The sequence below is a fragment of the Mesorhizobium sp. BH1-1-4 genome (genome assembly GCF_020165665.1).
Classification (GTDB): domain Bacteria; phylum Pseudomonadota; class Alphaproteobacteria; order Rhizobiales; family Rhizobiaceae; genus Mesorhizobium.
In genome coordinates, this window is the sequence record NZ_JAIUIN010000003.1 from 138653 (window position 1) to 157792 (window position 19140).

Genomic DNA, 19140 nt, shown 5'->3' on the forward strand with positions numbered 1-19140 from the left:
GCAGCCGATCCTAGGCCTCGGTGACGATCCGATCCATGGGGATGTCGTGCGGTTGCGGATAGATGGTGGCAATACGCTGCAATTCGTAGCCGACGCCGATGACCAATGGCTTGAAGGGCATGGCCGCCAGCGTCCGGTCGAAGAAGCCGCCACCATAGCCCAGGCGGTAGTTTGCCGGATCAATGCCGACAATGGGCGAGATGACGATATCGGGCAACACTGGATCGCCCTCGGCCGGAATTGGGATGTTCCACACACCTTTTTCCAACCGGTCGCCGGGTTTGTAGGCGCGAAAGATCAGCGGTTGGCCTTTATCGACCACAATCGGCAGCGCCGTGCGGCCGCCACGGCCGTTGATCGAAGCCATCCATGGCCGCAAATCCGGCTCACCGCGAAACGGCCAGTAAAGGCTGACCATGCGGCCCGCGATCTCGCCGATTTCGGCATCGAGCCCTTCGGCGATACGCCGGGACATCGCGGTTCGCGCGTCGGCCGAAACCGCGAGCCGCGCGGTGATCAGCCTTTCGCGCTCGGCCTTGCGCCAGCGCCGGACATCGGTCCAGTCGCTCGATGATGCCTGGAAGGCGGGATCGAGTTCATGCATGAAGCAGGGTGGCGAGGCATACCGCGCCGGACCCTGGTCGTCATGATCGTTGGGCATGCTTTCACCTCATCGCGTGTCCCATGACGCTATACCTCGCGACACGATACATCTTGTGCGTTGACGACATGGAACGACGAGTCTCGGGCAGTCCTGCCGTTGTTGCATTGCACAAAAATACCTACATTCAGGGCAGGCAATCTTGCCCATCAGGGGTGAACGCGATGAACGAAGCCAGACATCATGTCGTCGTCGTTGGCGCAGGGTTCGGCGGCCTCGAATTCACCCGCGCGCTGGCTGGCGCGCCGGTGCGCATCACCATGATCGACAAGCGCAACCATCATCTGTTCCAGCCGCTGCTCTATCAGGTGGCAACCACGGCGCTGGCGACCTCGGAGGTCGCCTGGCCGATCCGCCATCTCCTGCGCAAGCGCAAGGATGTGACCACGCTGCTAGCCAATGTCACAGGGATCGACCGGATCGGCAAACGCGTTCTGCTCGACGATGGCAGCGCCGTTGCTTACGATACGCTGGTGCTCGCCACCGGCGCGCGCCACGCTTATTTCGGCCATGACGAATGGGAGCCCTTCGCGCCGGGCCTGAAGACGCTGGAGGACGCCACCACCATTCGGCGCCGCATTCTGCTGGCCTTCGAGCAGGCGGAACGGGAACCCGACCCTGCCAGGCGCCAGGCGCTGCTGACCATTGCCATCGTCGGCGGCGGGCCGACCGGCGTCGAACTTGCCGGAACCATTGCCGAACTGGCGCATGACACGCTGCGCGGCGAATTCCGCAACATCGATACGCGCCAGACGCGCGTGGTGCTGATCGAGGCCGGCGACCGCATCCTGGCCAATTTTGCGCCGAAGCTCTCCGATTATGCCGGGAAGGCGCTGGAACGGCTTGGCGTTGTGGTCGAGCTTGGCCGGGCCGTTACGCGCTGCGATGCCGAAGGCGTGGTCTTTGGCGATACCGTTCTGCCGGCCCGCACGATCCTGTGGGCAGCCGGCGTTGCCGCTTCGCCAGCCGCCGAATGGCTGGGAGCGAAGGCGGACCGGGCCGGCAGGGTACTGGTCGAGCCCGATCTCAGCGTGCCTGGCAGCCCGGAGATATTTGTCATCGGCGACGCCGCACTTGTGCTGCGGCCCGACGGACGGCCGGTGCCCGGCGTGGCGCCTTCCGCCAAGCAGGAAGGCCGGCATGTCGCCGCGACCGTCAGGGCCAGGCTTGCCGGCGACACGAGCCCGCGGCCTTTCCACTACAAGCATGCCGGTGATCTGGCGACGATCGGCAAGCGCGCCGCCGCGATCGATTTCGGCTGGATCAAGCTGACCGGCTGGCTCGCCTGGTGGCTGTGGGGCATCGCGCATATCTATTTCCTGATCGGCTTTCGCAACCGGCTTGCCGTTTCGTTGAGCTGGCTATGGATCTATGTCACGGGCCAACGCAGCGCCCGGCTGATTACGCAAGGCGACGACGACAGGACCTGACTTTCTTCACCGTCCCATTCATCCGCGCGTCATCTGCTGCTGATGGATTGATGCCGGATACGCGCGACTTCTTGAGTGGACTTGAGCCAATTTCGGCGCGAAGTTCGCTTCGGGGCAGGGCGTGTCAGGTCGAAGAAGGAGAACACATGTCGCAACTGCTCCATCCCGTCTCTCGCCGTGGTCTTCTTGCGGGGGCCGCCGCCACAGGGGCGCTGATCATGCTTCATCCTTTCTCCGCCCGGGCGCAGGCCAACCAGGCGCATCTGAGGATCATGGAAACCACCGACATCCATGTGAACGTGCTGCCTTATGATTACTACGCCGACAAAGCGAACGACACGATGGGCCTGTCGCGCACTGCGTCGCTGATCGACGCCGTGCGCAAGGAGGCCGTCAATTCGATGCTGATCGACAATGGCGACCTGTTGCAGGGCAATCCGATGGGCGACTACATCGCCTATGAGAAGGGCCTGAAGGAAGGCGACCTCCATCCGATCATGAAAGGCATGAACCTGCTCGGTTACGAGTGTTCGACGCTTGGCAACCACGAATTCAACTACGGCCTGTCCTTCCTGGATAAGGTGCTGGCCGGCGCCAATTTCCCGTTCGTCTGCGCCAATCTGATCCGGGGGACCGAGCTTGCCGCCAACCCGCGCGACGACAAGCTCTACCTCAAGCCCTACATAATCCTGGACAAGAAGATCAAGGACGGAGCAGGCGCCGAGCAGCCGATCAAGATCGGCATCATCGGCTTCGTGCCGCCCCAGATCATGGTCTGGGATCTCAAGAACCTCGAAGGCAACGTCAAGACCCGCGACATCGTCGACGCGGCCAAGGCCTGGGTGCCGCAGATGAAGGAGGAGGGCGCCGATATCGTCATCGCGCTCTCGCATTCCGGCATCGACGTCAAGCAGGGTGAGATGATGGAGAACGCCTCGTTTTTCGTCGCCGGCGTCGAAGGCATCGACGCCGTGTTCACCGGCCACCAGCACCTCGTTTTCCCCGGCAAGAAGGATTTCCAGGCGCTCGAGGGCGTCGATACACAGAAGGGCACGCTGCAAGGCAAGCCAGCCGTCATGGGCGGTTTCTGGGGCTCGCATATGGGCCTGATCGACCTGATGCTGGAGCGTGACGGCTCCAGTTGGAAAGTGGTCTCCGCGACATCGGAGGCGCGGCCGATCTTCGAGCGTGTCGACAACAAGAACAAGCCGACCGTCGCCGACGACAAGCGCATCATTGCCGCTCTCGAGCAGGACCACGAGGCGACGCTCGCCTATGTTCGCCGCCCGGTCGGCAAGACCTCCGCGCCGCTCTATTCCTACTTCGCCCTCGTCGCGGACGATCCGTCGGTGCAGGTCGTCAACCAGGCGCAGACCTGGTACCTCGAGGACATATTGAAAAGCACACAGTGGAAGGACGTGCCGCTGCTGTCGGCCGCCGCCCCATTCAAGGCCGGTGGGCGCAACGGCGCCGACTACTATACCGACGTGCCCGCAGGCGACATCGCCATCAAGAACGTCGCCGATCTCTACCTTTACCCCAACACCGTGCGTGCCGTCGAAATCACCGGGGCGCAAGTCAAGGAATGGCTGGAAATGTCGGCCGGCATCTTCAAGAAGGTCGAGGCGGGGAAGGCCGACCAGCCACTGATCGACACCGAATTTCCGTCCTACAATTTCGACGTCATCGACGGCGTCACCTACAAGATAGATTTGTCGCAGCCCCCGAAATACGATGCCAAGGGCGGCATCGCCAACGCCGGATCGAACCGCATCGTCGATCTCAAATTCGATGACAAGCCGATTGATCCCTTGGCGAAATTCGTCGTCGCAACCAACAATTACCGTGCCGGCGGCGGCGGCAACTTTCCTGACATCAATGCCTCGAAGATCATTTACGACGCGCCCGATACCAACCGCGACGTCATCGTCCGCTACGTCGTCAGCCAAGGCACCATCAACCCGTCGGCGGACGGCAACTGGTCGTTCGCGCCGTTGCCGGGAACCAGCGTCGTCTTCGAGACAGGCGTCAAGGCAAAGGACTTCATTGCCGAGGTGAAGTCGCTGAGGATCGAGCCGGCCGGCGACGGCGAAGCGGGTTTCGCGAAGTACCGCATCCTGCTTTGAAGCATCGAGCAAGGAGACGAGCGGGCTGCCCCGTTCGTTTCCCCCGGCTCCTCAAGCCTTGTAGACCACCTGGCGCACATCGATGTAGCTGGCGCGGAACCCGGCCTCGCAATAGTGCAGGTAGAACTCCCAGAGCTTCTTGAAGCGATCGTCGAAGCCGAGCGGCACGATCTTCTCCCACGATCCCCAGAAACGCTGGCGCCATTCGGCAAGCGTGCGGGCATAGTCCTCCGGGAAAACGCGTTCGCGCAAATGCGCAAGGCCGTGTGCCGCGCCTAGCGATTTCAGGATCGACGGCGTCGGCAGCATGCCGCCCGGAAAGACGTAGCGCTGGATGAAATCCGGCCTGGCGCGATAGGTGTCGTAAGCGGCCTCGTTGATGGTGATGATCTGCAGGCCCGCGGTGCCGCCTGGCCTCAGGCAGGCTTTCATCTTGGAGAAGAACACCGGCCAGTATTTCTCGCCGACCGCCTCGAACATCTCGATCGAGGCGATGCGATCGTAAGTGCCCGCTTCGTCGCGGTAATCCTGCAACTTGATGTCGACCTTGTCCGCCAGTCCCGCCTTTTGGATGCGGGCCTTGGCAAAGTCGTGCTGCTCGCGGCTGATGGTCAATCCGGTAACGCGGCAGCCGATTTCGCGCGCCGCGAATTCGGCAAAGCCGCCCCAGCCGCAGCCGATCTCCAGCACATGATCCTTTCCGCCGATGCCCGTATCCCTGGCCAGCGCCCGGTATTTGGCGGCCTGCGCGCTCTCGAGATCATTGGCACCGTTGGCGTAAAGCGCGGAGGAATAGGTCATGCTCGGGTCGAGCCATTCCTTGTAGAAGGCATTGCCGAGATCGTAATGCGCCGAAATATTGCGCTTCGAACCGGAGCGCGTGTTTTCGTTGAACCAGTGGCGGATGCGCTGGACGGTGTTGATGAGCCAGCTTGCTCCGCCGGCGACCTTTTCGCCGAAGGCGGAGTTGACCACGAACAGTTCGAGAAAACTGGTCACATCGGGGCTCTCCCAATCGCCGTCCATGTAGGATTCGGCAACGCCGATCGTGCCGCCGGAAAAGGCGCGGCCCGGCAGGCGCCAGTTCTTGAGCACCAGTTCGGCGTCGGGACCCGGCGCTTTGCCGCCGATGAGAACGGCGCGGCCGTCCGGCATCCTGACCTTCAGCGAACCCCGCGGCAGGTTCATGGCCGCCGACAGCACCATCCGCGCCTTGGCCGGGAGGCCCTTGACGATCTCGGCGAAATTGAATTCGTCGAGCTTGACCGCGTCGCCCTGATGTTCCCCGTGTGCCATTCCGTGCCCCTGGATCTCCGTGATGTCGGCGCAACTGCCGGACCACGGTTCTCTTGGATCATCCGCCGGATTCGAACGCCATTGCCTGGTCCCGTTAGCTTGCGGGTTCGGCGGCAGGCGGCTCCAACAGAAACGCATACCTTTCAAGCGAAGTTTCAGCGCTCCTCAGCGAATGCCTGTCACGATCTTCCACGTCATCAGGGGAAACTTCAAGGGGCATGCCGAGAGCTGGACTGTGCCACGCTGTGCCGGGCATCGACCGCCTTGCGCCAGCTTGCTGCAACCCAAAATCGAAAACGCCTATGGCAGCCGCATCGCTTGTACGATAGCTTTAGCCATGCGTTATGTAATTGTCATTGCCGCCATCGCCTTCTTCCTGATCTGGGACGGTCTCTACAATCAGGGCCGGTATCTGGACGTCACGGTCAGGGAGATTTCTCATGTGGTGCGCTACGTCACCGGCAAGGTCTAGATCGAGGCGCGTCGCAAGGACGCGTGACGCCATGACCGGTTGACGCAAAGGGACCGCCGCCACAAAAGACCCCGACATTCAGATCGAGGAGGCGGGATTGATCCGGCATATCGTTTTCTTCAGCGCGCGGCACAGGCAAGACGTGGAAGCAGTGCGTACCGGGCTGCTGGCGCTTGGCGACATTCCTCATTCCAGCCTCTTCGAGGTCACGTTGAACACCAAGGTCGACCCGCTGTCGGATGAAATCGATGTCGTCGTCTACGCGGAATTCGCCGATGACGCGGCGCTGGCCGCCTATAAGGCGCACCCGCTCTATGCGCAGACCACCAGTAAGGTCAAACCATTGCGCGAGCTGCGCTATTCGGCTGACGTCGTGGCTGGGAGCTGACCCGGCGCCTGCTCCAGAAGGACCCTTCGCGCGGGCGCGTTTTCCCGATGGATCGTGCCACGCGAACAATGCGCCGCCGCCGGCGGCATGGCGATCCAGTCTTGAACCGATCTTCGGAATGATGCACATCGCGCCTGCATGACCCCAACCACATCAGGCATTCATCCGCTCGATCATCTGGTTCTGCCGACGCGGAGCCTCGATGCTGCGCGGACTCGGCTCACAGCGCTGGGCTTCGTCGTCGCTCCGACCGGCGTCCATCCCTTTGGCACGGAAAACTGCTGTGTTTTCTTCGCCGACGGCACCTATCTGGAGCCACTAGCGATCGGCAGCGAGCCGGCTGCGACAGAGGCGGTTGCGCAGGGCAACGTCTTCGTCGCACGCGATCGGCTCTATCGCGAAAGCCGTGGCGACGAGGGATTCTCCGCGGTGGTGCTTGGTACGGACAATGCCGATGGCGACCATGAACGCTATGTGGAAGCCGGCCTGTCGGCGGGAGACACGCTGAGCTTCTCGCGAGCCTTCACCGACACGACGGGCAAAAGCGATACGGCGTCGTTCAAGCTCGCCTTTGCCGGCGCTCAGGGCCAAACGGACGCATTTCTTTTTGCCTGCCAGCGCATCAACGCGCCAAAAGTGGACCGTGCCGCTTTGCAGGCTCATCCCAATGGGGTCCACGGGATCGCCGAGGTGATTGCGGTCAGCAGCTCTCCCGCCGAGCAGCACAGGCTGATTGCCGTGGCGGTCAACGACCCGTCTGGCGGACGAGGCGGCGCGTTTCCCTTGCCGAATGCAAATTTGCGTGTGCTCGATCCCGCGTCTTACGCCGCGCGCTTTGGAACACCGGCCGGGGCGCCGTCGGAATTGCACTTCGCCGCCGTGGTTTTTTCGATCCGCGACACTGGCGCCGCCGCAAGCCTGCTTGCGGCCAATGCCATCGAACACGATATGTCGGGCAATGACATCATCGTGCGGCCCGCAGCCGGCCAAGGCGCCGCTTTCATCTTTCGGGAGATCCAATGAGCAACCCCCTAGCGCCCAATTCGGCGGTAACCGTCGGCAATGTCGTCTTCGACAATGCGGCACCGCTGGCGCTGATCGCAGGCCCGTGCCAGTTCGAATCGCGCCAGCACGCCTTCGACATGGCCGGCGCGCTGAAGGAACTGACCGGTAGGCTTGGCATCGGCCTCGTCTACAAGACGAGTTACGACAAGGCCAACCGGACCTCGCTGTCGGCAACGCGTGGCGCCGGCATGGACGCCGCACTTCCGGTGTTCGACGAGTTGCGCAAGGAATTCTCGCTTCCCGTGCTGACCGATGTCCACACCGAGGAACAGTGCGCGATCGTCGCGCCGCATGTCGATGTGCTGCAGATTCCGGCCTTCCTGTCGCGCCAGACCGACATGCTGGTCGCCGCCGCAAGAACGGGGAAGGTGATCAACGTCAAGAAGGGCCAGTTCCTGGCGCCGTGGGACATGAAGAACGTGGTCGCCAAGATCACCGGCTCCGGCAACGCCAATGTCCTGACCACCGAGCGCGGTGCCTCCTTCGGCTACAACACGCTGGTGTCGGACATGCGGGCGCTGCCTGTCATGGCCGAGATCGGCGCGCCGGTGATCTTCGACGCCACGCATTCGGTCCAGCAGCCGGGCGGGCAGGGCGGCTCGTCCGGCGGCGAACGCCGGTTTGTCGCGACGCTGGCCCGCGCGGCCGTCGCGGTTGGGGTTGCCGGCGTCTTTATCGAGACCCACCAGGATCCCGACAATTCGACCTCTTCCGACGGTCCCAACATGCTGCCGCTGAAAGATATGCCGGCACTGCTGGAAACGCTGATGGCGTTGGACCGGGTGGCCAAAGGGCACTGATCCAGGGCTTTCAGCCGGCGCTTGTGGTTGCTGGGGGCCGGTTGTACGCTTGGCCGGCAAATGAGCGTTTTGGCAGGAGGAAGCCATGTCCGTTGCCCGCGTCACCGAAATCACCTCATCGTCGAAGAAGAGCTTTCAGGACGCTATCGAGAAGGGAATCGCCCGCGCCTCGAAAACCCTGAAGAACGTCGAAGGCGCCTGGATCCAGGATCAGAAGATCGTCGTCGAGGACGGCAAGATCGCGGCCTACCGCGTCAATATGAAGGTGACTTTCATCCTGGCGGAGTGATCGGGCAGCCGCCAAAAAGTCGGGAACTTTCGCCCGCGCCCCTCATTGTCGAAGCAGAGATCAACGACAACGAGGAGTATGACAATGACAACCCAGACAGGTCACACCGAAGCCATTGCCGCTTCGCGGGTCATCGGCACGTCGGTCTACAACACCGAGGGCACCAGCATCGGCAGCATCGAGGACATCATGCTCGACAAGACGTCGAACGGCATCATGTTCGCGGTGATCGGTTTTGGCGGCTTTCTCGGCATCGGCGAGAAATACCACGCCATTCCTTGGGCAAGTCTCGACTATGACGAGGACAAGGGCGGTTATGTCGTGCCCTTCTCGAAGGAACAGCTGAAGGCCGCGCCCGCCTATTCGATCAACGAACTGGCCGGCGCGGATGGCGAGAGCGCGCGCGACGCCTCCTATGAGTATTACAAGGTCACGCCCTACTGGCATTGACCGCGAACAAAAAGGGCCTCGTTTCGACGGGGCCCTTTTTGATTCAACGCAAGGATTATTCGCTGAGGTGCAGCGCCGGCAGCGACATCCCGGCTTTTGGCGGCTGCTGACCATCGCATGATGTCAGGAACGCGGCCGCGATCAGGAACAGACTGACAATACCGCTTAACTCGGACATGGCGAAACTCCTCCTGTTTCGCCCCGCGCATGCATAGCCATATCCGAAAATGCGTGTTCGACGGCATGACTTATGATGACAGAAATTTGCGCTTCGTGAATCGGGGACCCGGCAATATTCGGCCACGGCCCGATTGCCTTTTGCGTTGCTTTGGCTAAGACGGGCGCGACGTTTTCTCCAGATCAATCGAGGACATCGCAATGACCGCCATCATCGATATTGTCGGGCGTGAAATCCTGGACAGCCGTGGAAACCCGACCGTCGAGGTCGATGTCGTTCTCGAAGATGGTTCGATGGGCCGCGCTGCGGTGCCTTCGGGCGCCTCGACCGGCGCCCATGAAGCCGTGGAATTGCGCGACGGCGGCGCCCGCTACCTCGGCAAGGGCGTGCTCAAGGCCGTCGAAGCGGTCAATGGCGAACTGTTCGAGGCGATCGGCGGCATGGAAGCCGAAAACCAGATCCACATCGACCAGACCATGATCGAGCTCGATGGCACGCCCAATAAGAGCCGGCTCGGCGCCAACGCCATTCTGGGTGTTTCGCTGGCGGTTGCGAAGGCCGCGGCCGATGCCTCCGGCCTGCCGCTCTATCGCTATGTCGGCGGCGCCAAGGCGCACGTCCTGCCGGTGCCGATGATGAACATCATCAATGGCGGCGCGCATGCCGACAACCCGATCGACTTCCAGGAATTCATGATCCTCCCGGTCGGCGCGCCGACGCTGCGCGAAGGCGTGCGCTGGGGGTCGGAAATCTTCCACACGCTGCGCAAGAAGCTGAAGGATGCCGGCCACAACACCAATGTCGGCGACGAGGGCGGCTTCGCGCCGAACTTGAAGAGCGCGCCGGTGGCGCTCGATTTCATCATGGAATCGATCGAGAAGGCCGGCTTCAAGCCGGGCGAGGAGATCGCGCTTGGCCTCGATTGCGCCGCGACCGAATTCTTCAAGGACGGCAACTACGTCTACGAAGGCGAGAAGAAGACACGCGATCCCAAGGCGCAGGCCAAATACCTCGCCAAGCTCGCCGCCGATTATCCGATCATCTCGATCGAGGACGGCCTGGCCGAGGATGACTGGGAAGGCTGGAAGTACCTGACCGACCTTATCGGCAAGAAGACGCAGCTTGTCGGCGACGATCTTTTCGTCACCAACACGGCGCGCCTGCGCGACGGCATCCGCATGGGCGTCGCCAATTCGATCCTGGTCAAGGTCAACCAGATCGGCTCGCTGACCGAGACGCTCGACGCGGTCGAGACCGCGCACAAGGCAGCCTACACCGCCGTCATGTCGCACCGTTCGGGGGAGACCGAGGATTCGACCATCGCCGATCTCGCCGTCGCCACCAATTGCGGGCAGATCAAGACCGGCTCGCTGTCGCGCTCCGACCGCATGGCCAAGTACAACCAGCTGATCCGTATCGAGGAAGAACTCGGCAAGCAGGCGCGTTATGCCGGCAAGTCGGTGATCAAGGGCTGATCCGGCGGCATCTTGTTGACAGGGAAAGGGCGGGACATCCCGCCCTTTTGCTTTTCAAGCCGGCCCGCGCGGCCCCCGTAACCGTCCGTTAAGCACAATCAGGCGAAAAAGGCTTAGTGCCGTCTGAGTTCGCGGCCACGGGGAATCGGTCATGTGGACGCGTCAGCACAAGCAGAGAAACACCGGGCGGCTGATCATTCCCTCTTTGTGCGTGGTGTTCCTGGCCTATTTCGGCTTCCACGCCTATCACGGCGAATTCGGCATCAATTCCAAATACAAGCTGGAAGCCGAGACGGTCGCGCTGCAGGGGCAGCTCGATGCGATCAAGGCGCGCAGGATGGAGCTGGAGCGGCGCGTCAGGCTCATGCATGATGGCACGCTCGAGAAGGACATGCTCGACGAGCAGGCGCGCCGGGCGCTCAATCTGTCCCAAGCCGACGAGATCACCATCATGCTGCCGGTCTCGACGAAATAACCGATTTCCGGTTAATCACCAATATTTTCAATGATTTTAATTGCTTAGGTGCATGCCAGCTATGCAATTTCGACATGGCGGAACGCCTTTCGACGTGTTAGCCTCCCATAAATCGAAGGGGAGGGCGATCTCCCCGGAGCAAGTTGATCTTGCTCCAGTGTCCGCAAAGAGACGCCAACAGGGAGTGATGCATGGCCACCGCAGCCAGAAAAGCGCCTGCCAAATCGAAATCCGACGGTAAATCCGGCCTGTCAGCACCCAAGCCTGCTGACTTCACCAAGGACGAAGAGCTAGCCGCCTACCGGCACATGCTGCTCATCCGCCGGTTCGAGGAAAAGGCCGGCCAGCTCTATGGCATGGGCTTCATCGGCGGCTTCTGCCACCTCTACATTGGCCAGGAAGCCGTGGTTACCGGCATGAAGATGGCGCTGATAGACGGCGACCAAATGATCACGGCCTATCGCGATCACGGCCACATGCTGGCGATGGAGCTTTCGCCGCGCGGCGTCATGGCCGAACTGACCGGACGCCGAGGCGGCCTGTCGAAAGGCAAGGGCGGCTCCATGCACATGTTCTCCAAGGAGAAGCATTTCTATGGCGGTCACGGCATTGTCGGTGCGCAGGTGTCGCTCGGCACGGGCCTGGCCTTCGCCAACCGCTATCGTGAGAACAAGAACGTGTCGCTGACCTATTTCGGCGACGGCGCCGCCAACCAGGGCCAGGTCTATGAAAGCTTCAACATGGCCTCGCTGTGGAAGCTGCCGGTGATCTACATCATCGAGAACAACCGCTACGCCATGGGCACGTCGGTGTCGCGCTCCTCAGCCGAGACCGACTTCTCGCACCGAGGCGCTTCCTTCAAGATTCCCGGCATCCAGGTCGATGGCATGGATGTGCGCGCGGTCAAGGCCGCCGCCGATCTTGCGACCGAATGGTGCCGCGCCGGCAATGGCCCGCTGATTCTCGAGATGCAGACCTATCGCTATCGCGGCCATTCCATGTCCGATCCTGCAAAATACCGGTCGAAGGAAGAAGTGCAGAAGATGCGCTCCGAGCACGACCCGATCGAGCAGGTCAAGGCGCGGCTCATCGAGAAGAAGTGGGCTGATGAGGACGAACTCAAGTCCATCGACAAGGAGGTTCGCGACATCGTCGCCGACGCCGCCGAATTTGCCCAGAACGATGCCGAGCCGGATCCGTCCGAGCTCTGGACCGATATCGTATTATAAGGGAGGGCCAGGACATGCCGATCGAAATTCTCATGCCCGCTCTCTCGCCGACCATGGAAGAGGGCAATCTGTCCAAGTGGTTGAAGAACGAGGGCGACAAGGTCGTCGCCGGCGACGTGATCGCCGAGATCGAAACCGACAAGGCGACGATGGAAGTCGAAGCCGTCGACGAAGGCACGCTGGCCAAGATCGTGGTTCCCGCCGGCACCGAAGGCGTCAAGGTCAATGCCGTGATCGCCGTCCTTGCCGTTGAAGGCGAAGACACCGACAAGGCCGGCGAAGGCATCGGCGAAGAGCCTGCCAAGGCTCAGGCAAAGGCGCCTGCGCCAGTCGCGGCCAAGAGCGAGGCCGCCGCACCTGTCGCGGCGGCACCGAAGACCGAAATCGCCGCCGATCCGGACATTCCGGCTGGCACCGAAATGGTTTCGACCACCGTGCGTGAAGCGCTGCGCGATGCCATGGCCGAGGAAATGCGCCGTGACGGCGACGTCTTCGTCATGGGTGAGGAAGTCGCCGAATATCAGGGCGCCTACAAGATCACCCAAGGCCTGCTGCAGGAATTCGGTCCGCGGCGCGTCGTCGATACGCCGATCACCGAACATGGCTTTGCCGGCGTCGGCGTCGGCGCGGCGATGGCGGGCCTGAAGCCGATCGTCGAGTTCATGACCTTCAACTTCGCCATGCAGGCGATCGACCAGATCATCAATTCGGCCGCCAAGACCCTCTATATGTCGGGCGGCCAGATGGGCGCGCCGATCGTGTTCCGTGGGCCGAACGGCGCGGCAGCCCGCGTCGCCGCCCAGCACTCCCAATGCTATGCCGCCTGGTACAGCCACATTCCAGGCCTGAAAGTCGTGATGCCTTATACGGCCGCCGACGCCAAGGGCTTGCTCAAGGCGGCGATCCGAGATCCGAACCCGGTCATCTTCCTCGAGAACGAGATCCTCTACGGCCAGTCCTTCGACGTGCCGAAGCTGGACGATTTCGTGCTGCCGATCGGCAAGGCGCGCATCCACAAGCAGGGCAAGGACGTCACCATCGTCTCGTTCGGCATCGGCATGACCTATGCGGTGAAGGCTGAAGCCGAATTGCGTGGCCTGGGCATCGACGCCGAGATCATCGATCTCAGAACCGTTCGTCCGCTCGACCTCGACACCATCATTGCCTCGGTCAAGAAGACCAACCGGCTGGTCGTGGTCGAAGAAGGGTACCCGCAGAATTCGGTCGGCGACCATATCGCCAACCAGGTGTCACAGCGCGCCTTCGATTTCCTCGATGCGCCTGTGATCACCATCGCCGGCAAGGATGTGCCGATGCCTTATGCGGCGAACCTCGAAAAGCTGGCATTGCCGAATGTCGGCGAGGTCATCGAGGCGGTCAAAGCCGTCACGTATCGCTGAACCGGGCGGGAGGACAAAAATGCCAATCAACATCACCATGCCGGCGCTCTCGCCCACGATGGAAGAGGGCAATCTTTCCAAGTGGCTGGTCAAGGAAGGCGACAAGGTCTCGCCGGGCGACGTCATCGCCGAGATCGAGACCGACAAGGCGACGATGGAGGTCGAAGCCGTCGATGAAGGTACCGTGGCCAAGCTCGTCGTGCCGGCCGGAACGGAGGGCGTCAAGGTCAACGCGCTGATCGCTGTGCTTGCGACCGAGGGCGAAGATGCGGGTGCTGCCGCCAAAAGCGGTGGCGATGCCGCATCAAAGGCTGAAGCTTCAAAGACTGAAGCTCCAAAAGCGGATGCTCCGAAAGTTGAGGCACCCAAGGAATCGCCGAAGCCGGCGACGTCCGCTGCGCCGGCGCCTACGAAGGCTGAGCCTGCTCCGGCCGCCAACGGCCATGCCGGTGGCGAGCGCACCTTTGCGTCGCCGCTCGCGCGCCGCATTGCCAAGGACGCGGGCGTCGACGTGTCCGCTGTGACCGGCACCGGTCCGCATGGCCGCGTGGTCAAGGCCGATGTCGATGCCGCGATCGCCGGCGGCGGCGCCAAGGCAGCGCCTGCGGCCAAGGCTCCGGCTGGTGCGCCGGCCGCCGCACCGGCCGTAAAGGCGATGTCGGACGATCAGGTGCTGAAGCTGTTCGAGCAGGGCTCCTACGAGCTGGTCCCGCATGACAATATGCGCAAGACCATCGCGCGGCGCCTGGTCGAAGCCAAGACCACAATCCCGCATTTCTACTTGACCCTCGACTGTGAACTCGACGCGCTGCTGGCCCTGCGCTCGCAGCTCAATGCGGCGGCTCCGGTGAAGAAGACCGACAAGGGTGATGCGCCGGCCTACAAGCTGTCGGTCAACGACATGGTGATCAAGGCGATGGCGATGGCGCTGAAGGCAGTGCCGGATGCCAATGCATCCTGGACCGAGAGCGCCATGGTCAAGCACAAGCATGCCGATGTCGGGGTCGCCGTCTCGATCCCCGGCGGGCTGATCACGCCGATCATCCGCCATGCCGACGAAAAGACGCTGTCTGTCATCTCCAACGAGATGAAGGATCTGGCGAGCCGGGCGCGCAGCCGCAAGCTGAAGCCGGAGGAGTATCAGGGCGGCACGACGGCGGTCTCCAATCTCGGCATGTTCGGCATCAAGGATTTCGCCGCCGTCATCAACCCACCGCATGCGACGATCCTGGCGGTCGGGGCCGGCGAGGAGCGGGCGGTGGTCAAGAACGGCGAGATCAAGATTGCCACCGTGATGTCGGTGACGCTGTCGACCGACCATCGTGCCGTCGACGGCGCGCTTGGTGCGGAACTGCTGGTCGCCTTCAAGAAGCTGATCGAAAATCCGATGGGCATGCTGGTCTAGGAAAGGGAAAGGCTGTGCGAATATTCTTCACCAGCCTTTTCGCTTTTTTCATTTCCGGGTTGGCCGGCGGTCTGATCGCGCAATGGTTGGCTGTCGCGACCGGCGCCGAGGAAGAATACATCATCGTCTTCATGGTCTCGGTGCTGGTGACTTTTGTCGTCACCTTCATCTTCTTCGTGGCGCAATTGATGAACGATCCGGTCGCGGCGGTGTCGAGGGCCGGGAAGTGGACGCTGATTGTGTTTGTGGCGCTGATCGTCCTCTTGGTCGGGGTGATCCTCTACAGCGACAGCAGCGCCGCGGTGGTCAGGAAAGACATGCCGATGGTTGCCGGTCTCGGTCTGCCGGGTTTGGTGACGATCATCATCCATTGGTTGTTCGTGCGCTGGCGCGTGAAGCGCGGTGTGGCCGACATAAAGGCGGGTTGAACGGATGAAGACGGTTCTTTGTTACGGCGACTCGCTGACCTGGGGCTACAATGCCGAAGGTGGACGTCATGCGCTCGAGGATCGCTGGCCAAGTGTGCTGCAGGCCGGGCTCGGTGAAGGCGTTCAGGTGATCGCCGACGGCCTCAATGGCCGCACCACCGCCTTCGACGATCATCTGGCCGGAGCCGACCGCAACGGTGCGCGGTTGCTGCCGACGGTGCTGACGACGCATGCGCCGATCGACCTGATCGTCATCATGCTCGGCGCCAATGACATGAAGCCATGGATCCATGGCAATCCGGTCGCGGCCAAGCAAGGCATCCAGCGGCTGATCGATATCGTGCGTGGCCACGACTATCCGTTCGACTGGCCAGCACCCCAGATCCTGATTGTCTCGCCGCCCGTTGTAACCCGGACCGAGAATGCCGATTTCAAGGCGATGTTCGCCGGCGGCGACGACGCTTCGAAACAGCTTGCACCGCAATACGAGGCACTCGCCGAGGAAGTCGGCTGCGGCTTCTTCGACGCCGGCACCGTGGCGCAAACCACGCCGCTCGACGGTGTCCACCTCGACGCCGAAAACACGCGAAATATCGGCAAGGCGCTGGCACCGGCCGTACGCGTCATGTTGGAATTGTGATTGAAGGAGAAAACCGTGGCTGAGAACTACGACGTCATCATCATCGGCTCCGGCCCCGGCGGCTACGTTACGGCGGTGCGGTCCGCCCAGCTTGGCTTCAAGACGGCGATCGTCGAGCGCGAGCATCTGGGCGGCATCTGCCTGAACTGGGGCTGCATCCCGACCAAGGCGCTGCTGCGCTCGGCCGAAATCATGCATTATTCGGATCACTTGAAGGATTACGGGCTGAAGCTCGATGGCGGCAAGATCAGTGCCGATACCGCCGCTGTCGTCGACCGCTCGCGCAAAGTGTCGCTCAGGCTCAATGGCGGCGTCGCCTTCCTGATGAAGAAGAACAAGGTCGACGTGATCTGGGGCGAGGCCAAGCTCTCCAAGCCCGGCGAAATCGTCGTGACCAAGACGGCCAAGAAGCCGATGGAACCGCAGCCACCAGTGCCGAAAGGCGTCAAGGGCGAGGGCACGTACACCGCCAAGCACATCATCCTGGCGACGGGTGCGCGGCCGCGCGCGCTGCCCGGCATCGAGCCGGACGGCAAGCTGATCTGGACCTATTTCGAGGCCATGGTGCCCAAGGAGATGCCGAAGTCGCTTCTGGTGATGGGCTCCGGCGCCATCGGTATCGAATTCGCCTCCTTCTACCGCACGATGGGCGCCGACGTGACGGTCGTCGAACTGCTGCCGGCGGTGATGCCGGTAGAGGACGCCGAAGTCTCGAAATTCGCGCAAAAGCAGTTCGAGAAGCAAGGCATGAAGATCATTCTCGAAGCCAAGGTGACCAAGGTCGAAAAGGGCGCCAATTCGGTCACCGCCCATGTCGAGATGAAGGACGGCAAGGTCGAGAAGATCACCGCCGACCGCATGATCTCCGCCGTCGGCGTTCAGGGCAATATCGAGAACCTCGGCCTTGAAGCGCTCGGCGTGAAGACCGATCGCGGCTGCGTGGTCGTCGATGGTTACGGCAGGACCAACGTGCCAGGGATCTACGCCATCGGCGACGTCGCCGGACCGCCGATGCTTGCCCACAAGGCCGAGCATGAGGGCGTGGTGTGCGTCGAGAAGATCGCGAATTTTCCCGGCGTACATGCCATCGACAAGCTCAAGATCCCCGGCTGCACCTACTGCAACCCGCAGGTCGCCTCGGTCGGCCTGACGGAAGCGAAGGCCAAGGCGGAGGGCAAGGACATCCGCGTTGGCCGCTTCCAGTTCGCCGCCAACGGCAAGGCGATCGCGCTTGGCGAGGACCAGGGTTTCATCAAGACCATCTTCGACAAGAAGACCGGTCAGCTGCTGGGTGCGCACATGGTCGGCGCCGAAGTGACCGAATTGATCCAGGGCTTTGTGGTCGCGATGAACCTCGAAACGACCGAGGAAGAGTTGATGCACACCATCTTCCCGCATCCGACGCTGTCTGAGATGATGAAGGAAAGCGTGCTCGACGCCTATGGCCGCGCCTTGAACGCATGATAGATTTGCCGCAGGAGACTCAGCCGTGCAAGCTGTGGGATCTCGACGGCAAGGCAGCTCGTTTCCGGATGCATTTTTACGCGCACAAGGAGAAGGCATATGCACTTGAACGGCGTGGGCTGGATCGCAGCCATCATCATCGGCGGCCTGGCAGGCTGGTTTGCCGAAATGGTCATGAAGAGCAACACCGGCATCTTCATGAACATTATCATGGGCATCGTTGGCGCTGTCGTGTTGAACGCCATTTTGCAGGCACTCAATTTCGGGCCATTCGGCGTCGGCTGGACAGCCTATCTGATCACCGGCTTCATCGGCGCCTGCCTGCTGATCTGGGTCGGGCGCCTGGTGCGCCGCTAGCCGATATCTCTTCGGCTATGCGCAAATGGTTGTGGCGGCATGTGCCGCCGCAGCCTTTTTCTTTGTGTTGAAAAGTTCTAAATGACGTTGAAATGACGATCGCCGGTGGGCGGTCGCGAGAAAAGCCAGGGTTCAGATGGTCACTGTCCTCGACACGATCGCCAACGCGCCGCGGCTGCGGCATCCCGAGAAGGCCCACAAGCCCGACCAGGAGGTGTTGCGCAAGCCGGACTGGATCCGCGTCAAGGCGCCAGTATCGAAAGGCTATGCCGAGACACGCGAGATCGTGAAGTCGCACAAGCTGGTGACGGTTTGCGAAGAAGCCGGCTGCCCGAATATAGGCGAGTGCTGGGAAAAGAAGCACGCCACCTTCATGATCATGGGCGAGATCTGCACGCGCGCCTGCGCCTTCTGCAATGTCGCCACCGGCATTCCGACCGCGCTCGACCCCGATGAGCCAGCGCGCGTCGCGCATGCCGTCAAGCAGATGGGGCTCACCCACGTCGTCATCACCTCGGTCGACCGCGACGATCTCGCCGATGGTGGCGCGCAGCACTTTGCCGATGTCATCCGTGCGATCCGGGCGGCAACGCCTCTGACGACGATCGAAATTCTCACGCCGGATTTCCTGCGCAAGGACGGGGCGCTGGAAATCGTCGTGGCGGCCAGGCCCGACGTCTTCAACCACAATCTCGAAACCGTGCCGTCGAATTATCTGAAGGTCCGGCCCGGCGCCCGCTATTTCCACTCGATCCGCCTGCTGCAGCGGGTCAAGGAACTCGATCCGTCGATCTTCACCAAGTCCGGCATCATGGTGGGGCTGGGCGAGGAGCGGAATGAAATCCTGCAGCTGATGGACGATCTGCGCTCGGCCAATGTCGACTTCATGACCATCGGCCAGTACCTGCAGCCGTCGAAGAAGCACCATCCGGTGATCCGCTTCGTTACCCCGGAAGAATTCAAGTCCTTCGAGACGATCGGCAGGACCAAGGGTTTCCTGCTGGTGGCGTCGAGCCCGCTGACGCGCTCCTCGCATCACGCCGGCGATGATTTCGCCAGGCTGCGCGCGGCGCGCGAAGCGCAGCTCGCGAAATCGCTCTGATGCATCTTCG

The 19140-nt window shown here is 62.0% G+C and carries 21 protein-coding genes; 18 read left to right on the forward strand and 3 right to left on the reverse strand.

Annotated elements, in window-relative coordinates; genetic code table 11:
* Window positions 1-10: 10 nt before the first annotated feature.
* Window positions 11-661 (reverse strand): 5-formyltetrahydrofolate cyclo-ligase, encoded by a 651-nt coding sequence (locus LB569_RS07110; RefSeq protein ID WP_224691602.1) that lies wholly within the window; start codon window positions 659-661, stop codon window positions 11-13.
* 164 nt (window positions 662-825) lie between these two features.
* Between LB569_RS07110 and LB569_RS07115 the strand changes: the two genes are divergently transcribed.
* Window positions 826-2091: an NAD(P)/FAD-dependent oxidoreductase gene (locus LB569_RS07115; protein WP_224691603.1), complete on the forward strand. Its 1266-nt coding sequence runs from the start codon at window positions 826-828 to the stop codon at window positions 2089-2091.
* Window positions 2092-2237: 146 nt separating this feature from the next.
* Complete coding sequence (locus LB569_RS07120) at window positions 2238-4217, forward strand: bifunctional 2',3'-cyclic-nucleotide 2'-phosphodiesterase/3'-nucleotidase (protein WP_224691604.1); 1980 nt, start codon at window positions 2238-2240, stop codon at window positions 4215-4217.
* A 51-nt stretch (window positions 4218-4268) separates the two neighbouring features.
* On the opposite strand, the gene LB569_RS07125 is transcribed toward LB569_RS07120, so the two are convergent.
* Window positions 4269-5513, reverse strand: coding sequence for an SAM-dependent methyltransferase (locus tag LB569_RS07125; RefSeq protein ID WP_224691605.1), 1245 nt, complete (start codon window positions 5511-5513; stop codon window positions 4269-4271).
* A gap of 337 nt (window positions 5514-5850) precedes the next feature.
* On the opposite strand from LB569_RS07125, the gene LB569_RS31790 reads away from it, so the two are divergent.
* From LB569_RS31790 to LB569_RS07150, 6 genes are all read left to right on the forward strand, one after another.
* Window positions 5851-5985, forward strand: a complete 135-nt coding sequence (locus LB569_RS31790) for a hypothetical protein (protein ID WP_263491405.1) — start codon at window positions 5851-5853, stop codon at window positions 5983-5985.
* A 97-nt stretch (window positions 5986-6082) separates the two neighbouring features.
* Entirely contained in the window at window positions 6083-6373 is a 291-nt protein-coding gene (locus LB569_RS07130) for a Dabb family protein (RefSeq protein WP_140701121.1), read from the forward strand.
* 138 nt (window positions 6374-6511) lie between these two features.
* Entirely contained in the window at window positions 6512-7396 is an 885-nt protein-coding gene (locus LB569_RS07135; protein ID WP_224691606.1) for a VOC family protein, read from the forward strand.
* A complete protein-coding gene (gene kdsA / locus LB569_RS07140) occupies window positions 7393-8238 on the forward strand; it encodes a 3-deoxy-8-phosphooctulonate synthase (RefSeq protein ID WP_140701125.1) in 846 nt (281 codons plus the stop codon). The genes LB569_RS07135 and kdsA overlap by 4 nt, the downstream gene beginning before the upstream one ends.
* A gap of 85 nt (window positions 8239-8323) precedes the next feature.
* Window positions 8324-8527: a dodecin family protein gene (locus LB569_RS07145; protein ID WP_027045027.1), complete on the forward strand. Its 204-nt coding sequence runs from the start codon at window positions 8324-8326 to the stop codon at window positions 8525-8527.
* 84 nt (window positions 8528-8611) lie between these two features.
* Window positions 8612-8977: a PRC-barrel domain-containing protein gene (locus LB569_RS07150; protein ID WP_224691607.1), complete on the forward strand. Its 366-nt coding sequence runs from the start codon at window positions 8612-8614 to the stop codon at window positions 8975-8977.
* Window positions 8978-9032: 55 nt separating this feature from the next.
* On the opposite strand, the gene LB569_RS31795 is transcribed toward LB569_RS07150, so the two are convergent.
* Window positions 9033-9155, reverse strand: a complete 123-nt coding sequence (locus tag LB569_RS31795) for a hypothetical protein (protein ID WP_263494311.1) — start codon at window positions 9153-9155, stop codon at window positions 9033-9035.
* A gap of 200 nt (window positions 9156-9355) precedes the next feature.
* On the opposite strand from LB569_RS31795, the gene eno reads away from it, so the two are divergent.
* The 10 genes from eno (at window position 9356) to lipA (ending at window position 19130) form a co-directional block, all read left to right on the forward strand.
* On the forward strand, window positions 9356-10630 hold the full coding sequence (eno, locus tag LB569_RS07155) for a phosphopyruvate hydratase (RefSeq protein ID WP_140701131.1): 1275 nt from the start codon (window positions 9356-9358) through the stop codon (window positions 10628-10630).
* A 151-nt stretch (window positions 10631-10781) separates the two neighbouring features.
* The gene (locus LB569_RS07160; RefSeq protein ID WP_224691608.1) at window positions 10782-11105 is read left to right on the forward strand and encodes an FtsB family cell division protein; all 324 of its coding nucleotides are present in this window, start codon (window positions 10782-10784) and stop codon (window positions 11103-11105) included.
* A 191-nt stretch (window positions 11106-11296) separates the two neighbouring features.
* On the forward strand, window positions 11297-12334 hold the full coding sequence (pdhA, locus tag LB569_RS07165) for a pyruvate dehydrogenase (acetyl-transferring) E1 component subunit alpha (protein ID WP_224691609.1): 1038 nt from the start codon (window positions 11297-11299) through the stop codon (window positions 12332-12334).
* A gap of 14 nt (window positions 12335-12348) precedes the next feature.
* Window positions 12349-13734 (forward strand): pyruvate dehydrogenase complex E1 component subunit beta, encoded by a 1386-nt coding sequence (locus tag LB569_RS07170; protein ID WP_140701137.1) that lies wholly within the window; start codon window positions 12349-12351, stop codon window positions 13732-13734.
* Between the two features lie 19 nt (window positions 13735-13753).
* Window positions 13754-15139 (forward strand): pyruvate dehydrogenase complex dihydrolipoamide acetyltransferase, encoded by a 1386-nt coding sequence (locus LB569_RS07175; RefSeq protein WP_224691610.1) that lies wholly within the window; start codon window positions 13754-13756, stop codon window positions 15137-15139.
* A gap of 14 nt (window positions 15140-15153) precedes the next feature.
* On the forward strand, window positions 15154-15567 hold the full coding sequence (locus tag LB569_RS07180) for a hypothetical protein (protein WP_224691611.1): 414 nt from the start codon (window positions 15154-15156) through the stop codon (window positions 15565-15567).
* Window positions 15568-15571: 4 nt separating this feature from the next.
* On the forward strand, window positions 15572-16207 hold the full coding sequence (locus LB569_RS07185) for an SGNH/GDSL hydrolase family protein (RefSeq protein WP_224691612.1): 636 nt from the start codon (window positions 15572-15574) through the stop codon (window positions 16205-16207).
* Between the two features lie 15 nt (window positions 16208-16222).
* Window positions 16223-17671 carry a dihydrolipoyl dehydrogenase gene (gene lpdA, locus LB569_RS07190; protein WP_224691613.1) on the forward strand — a complete coding sequence of 483 codons (1449 nt, stop codon included), beginning with the start codon at window positions 16223-16225 and terminating at the stop codon, window positions 17669-17671.
* Between the two features lie 99 nt (window positions 17672-17770).
* On the forward strand, window positions 17771-18028 hold the full coding sequence (locus LB569_RS07195) for a GlsB/YeaQ/YmgE family stress response membrane protein (RefSeq protein ID WP_019858028.1): 258 nt from the start codon (window positions 17771-17773) through the stop codon (window positions 18026-18028).
* A 136-nt stretch (window positions 18029-18164) separates the two neighbouring features.
* Window positions 18165-19130: a lipoyl synthase gene (gene lipA / locus LB569_RS07200; protein ID WP_224691614.1), complete on the forward strand. Its 966-nt coding sequence runs from the start codon at window positions 18165-18167 to the stop codon at window positions 19128-19130.
* Window positions 19131-19140: the final 10 nt, after the last annotated feature.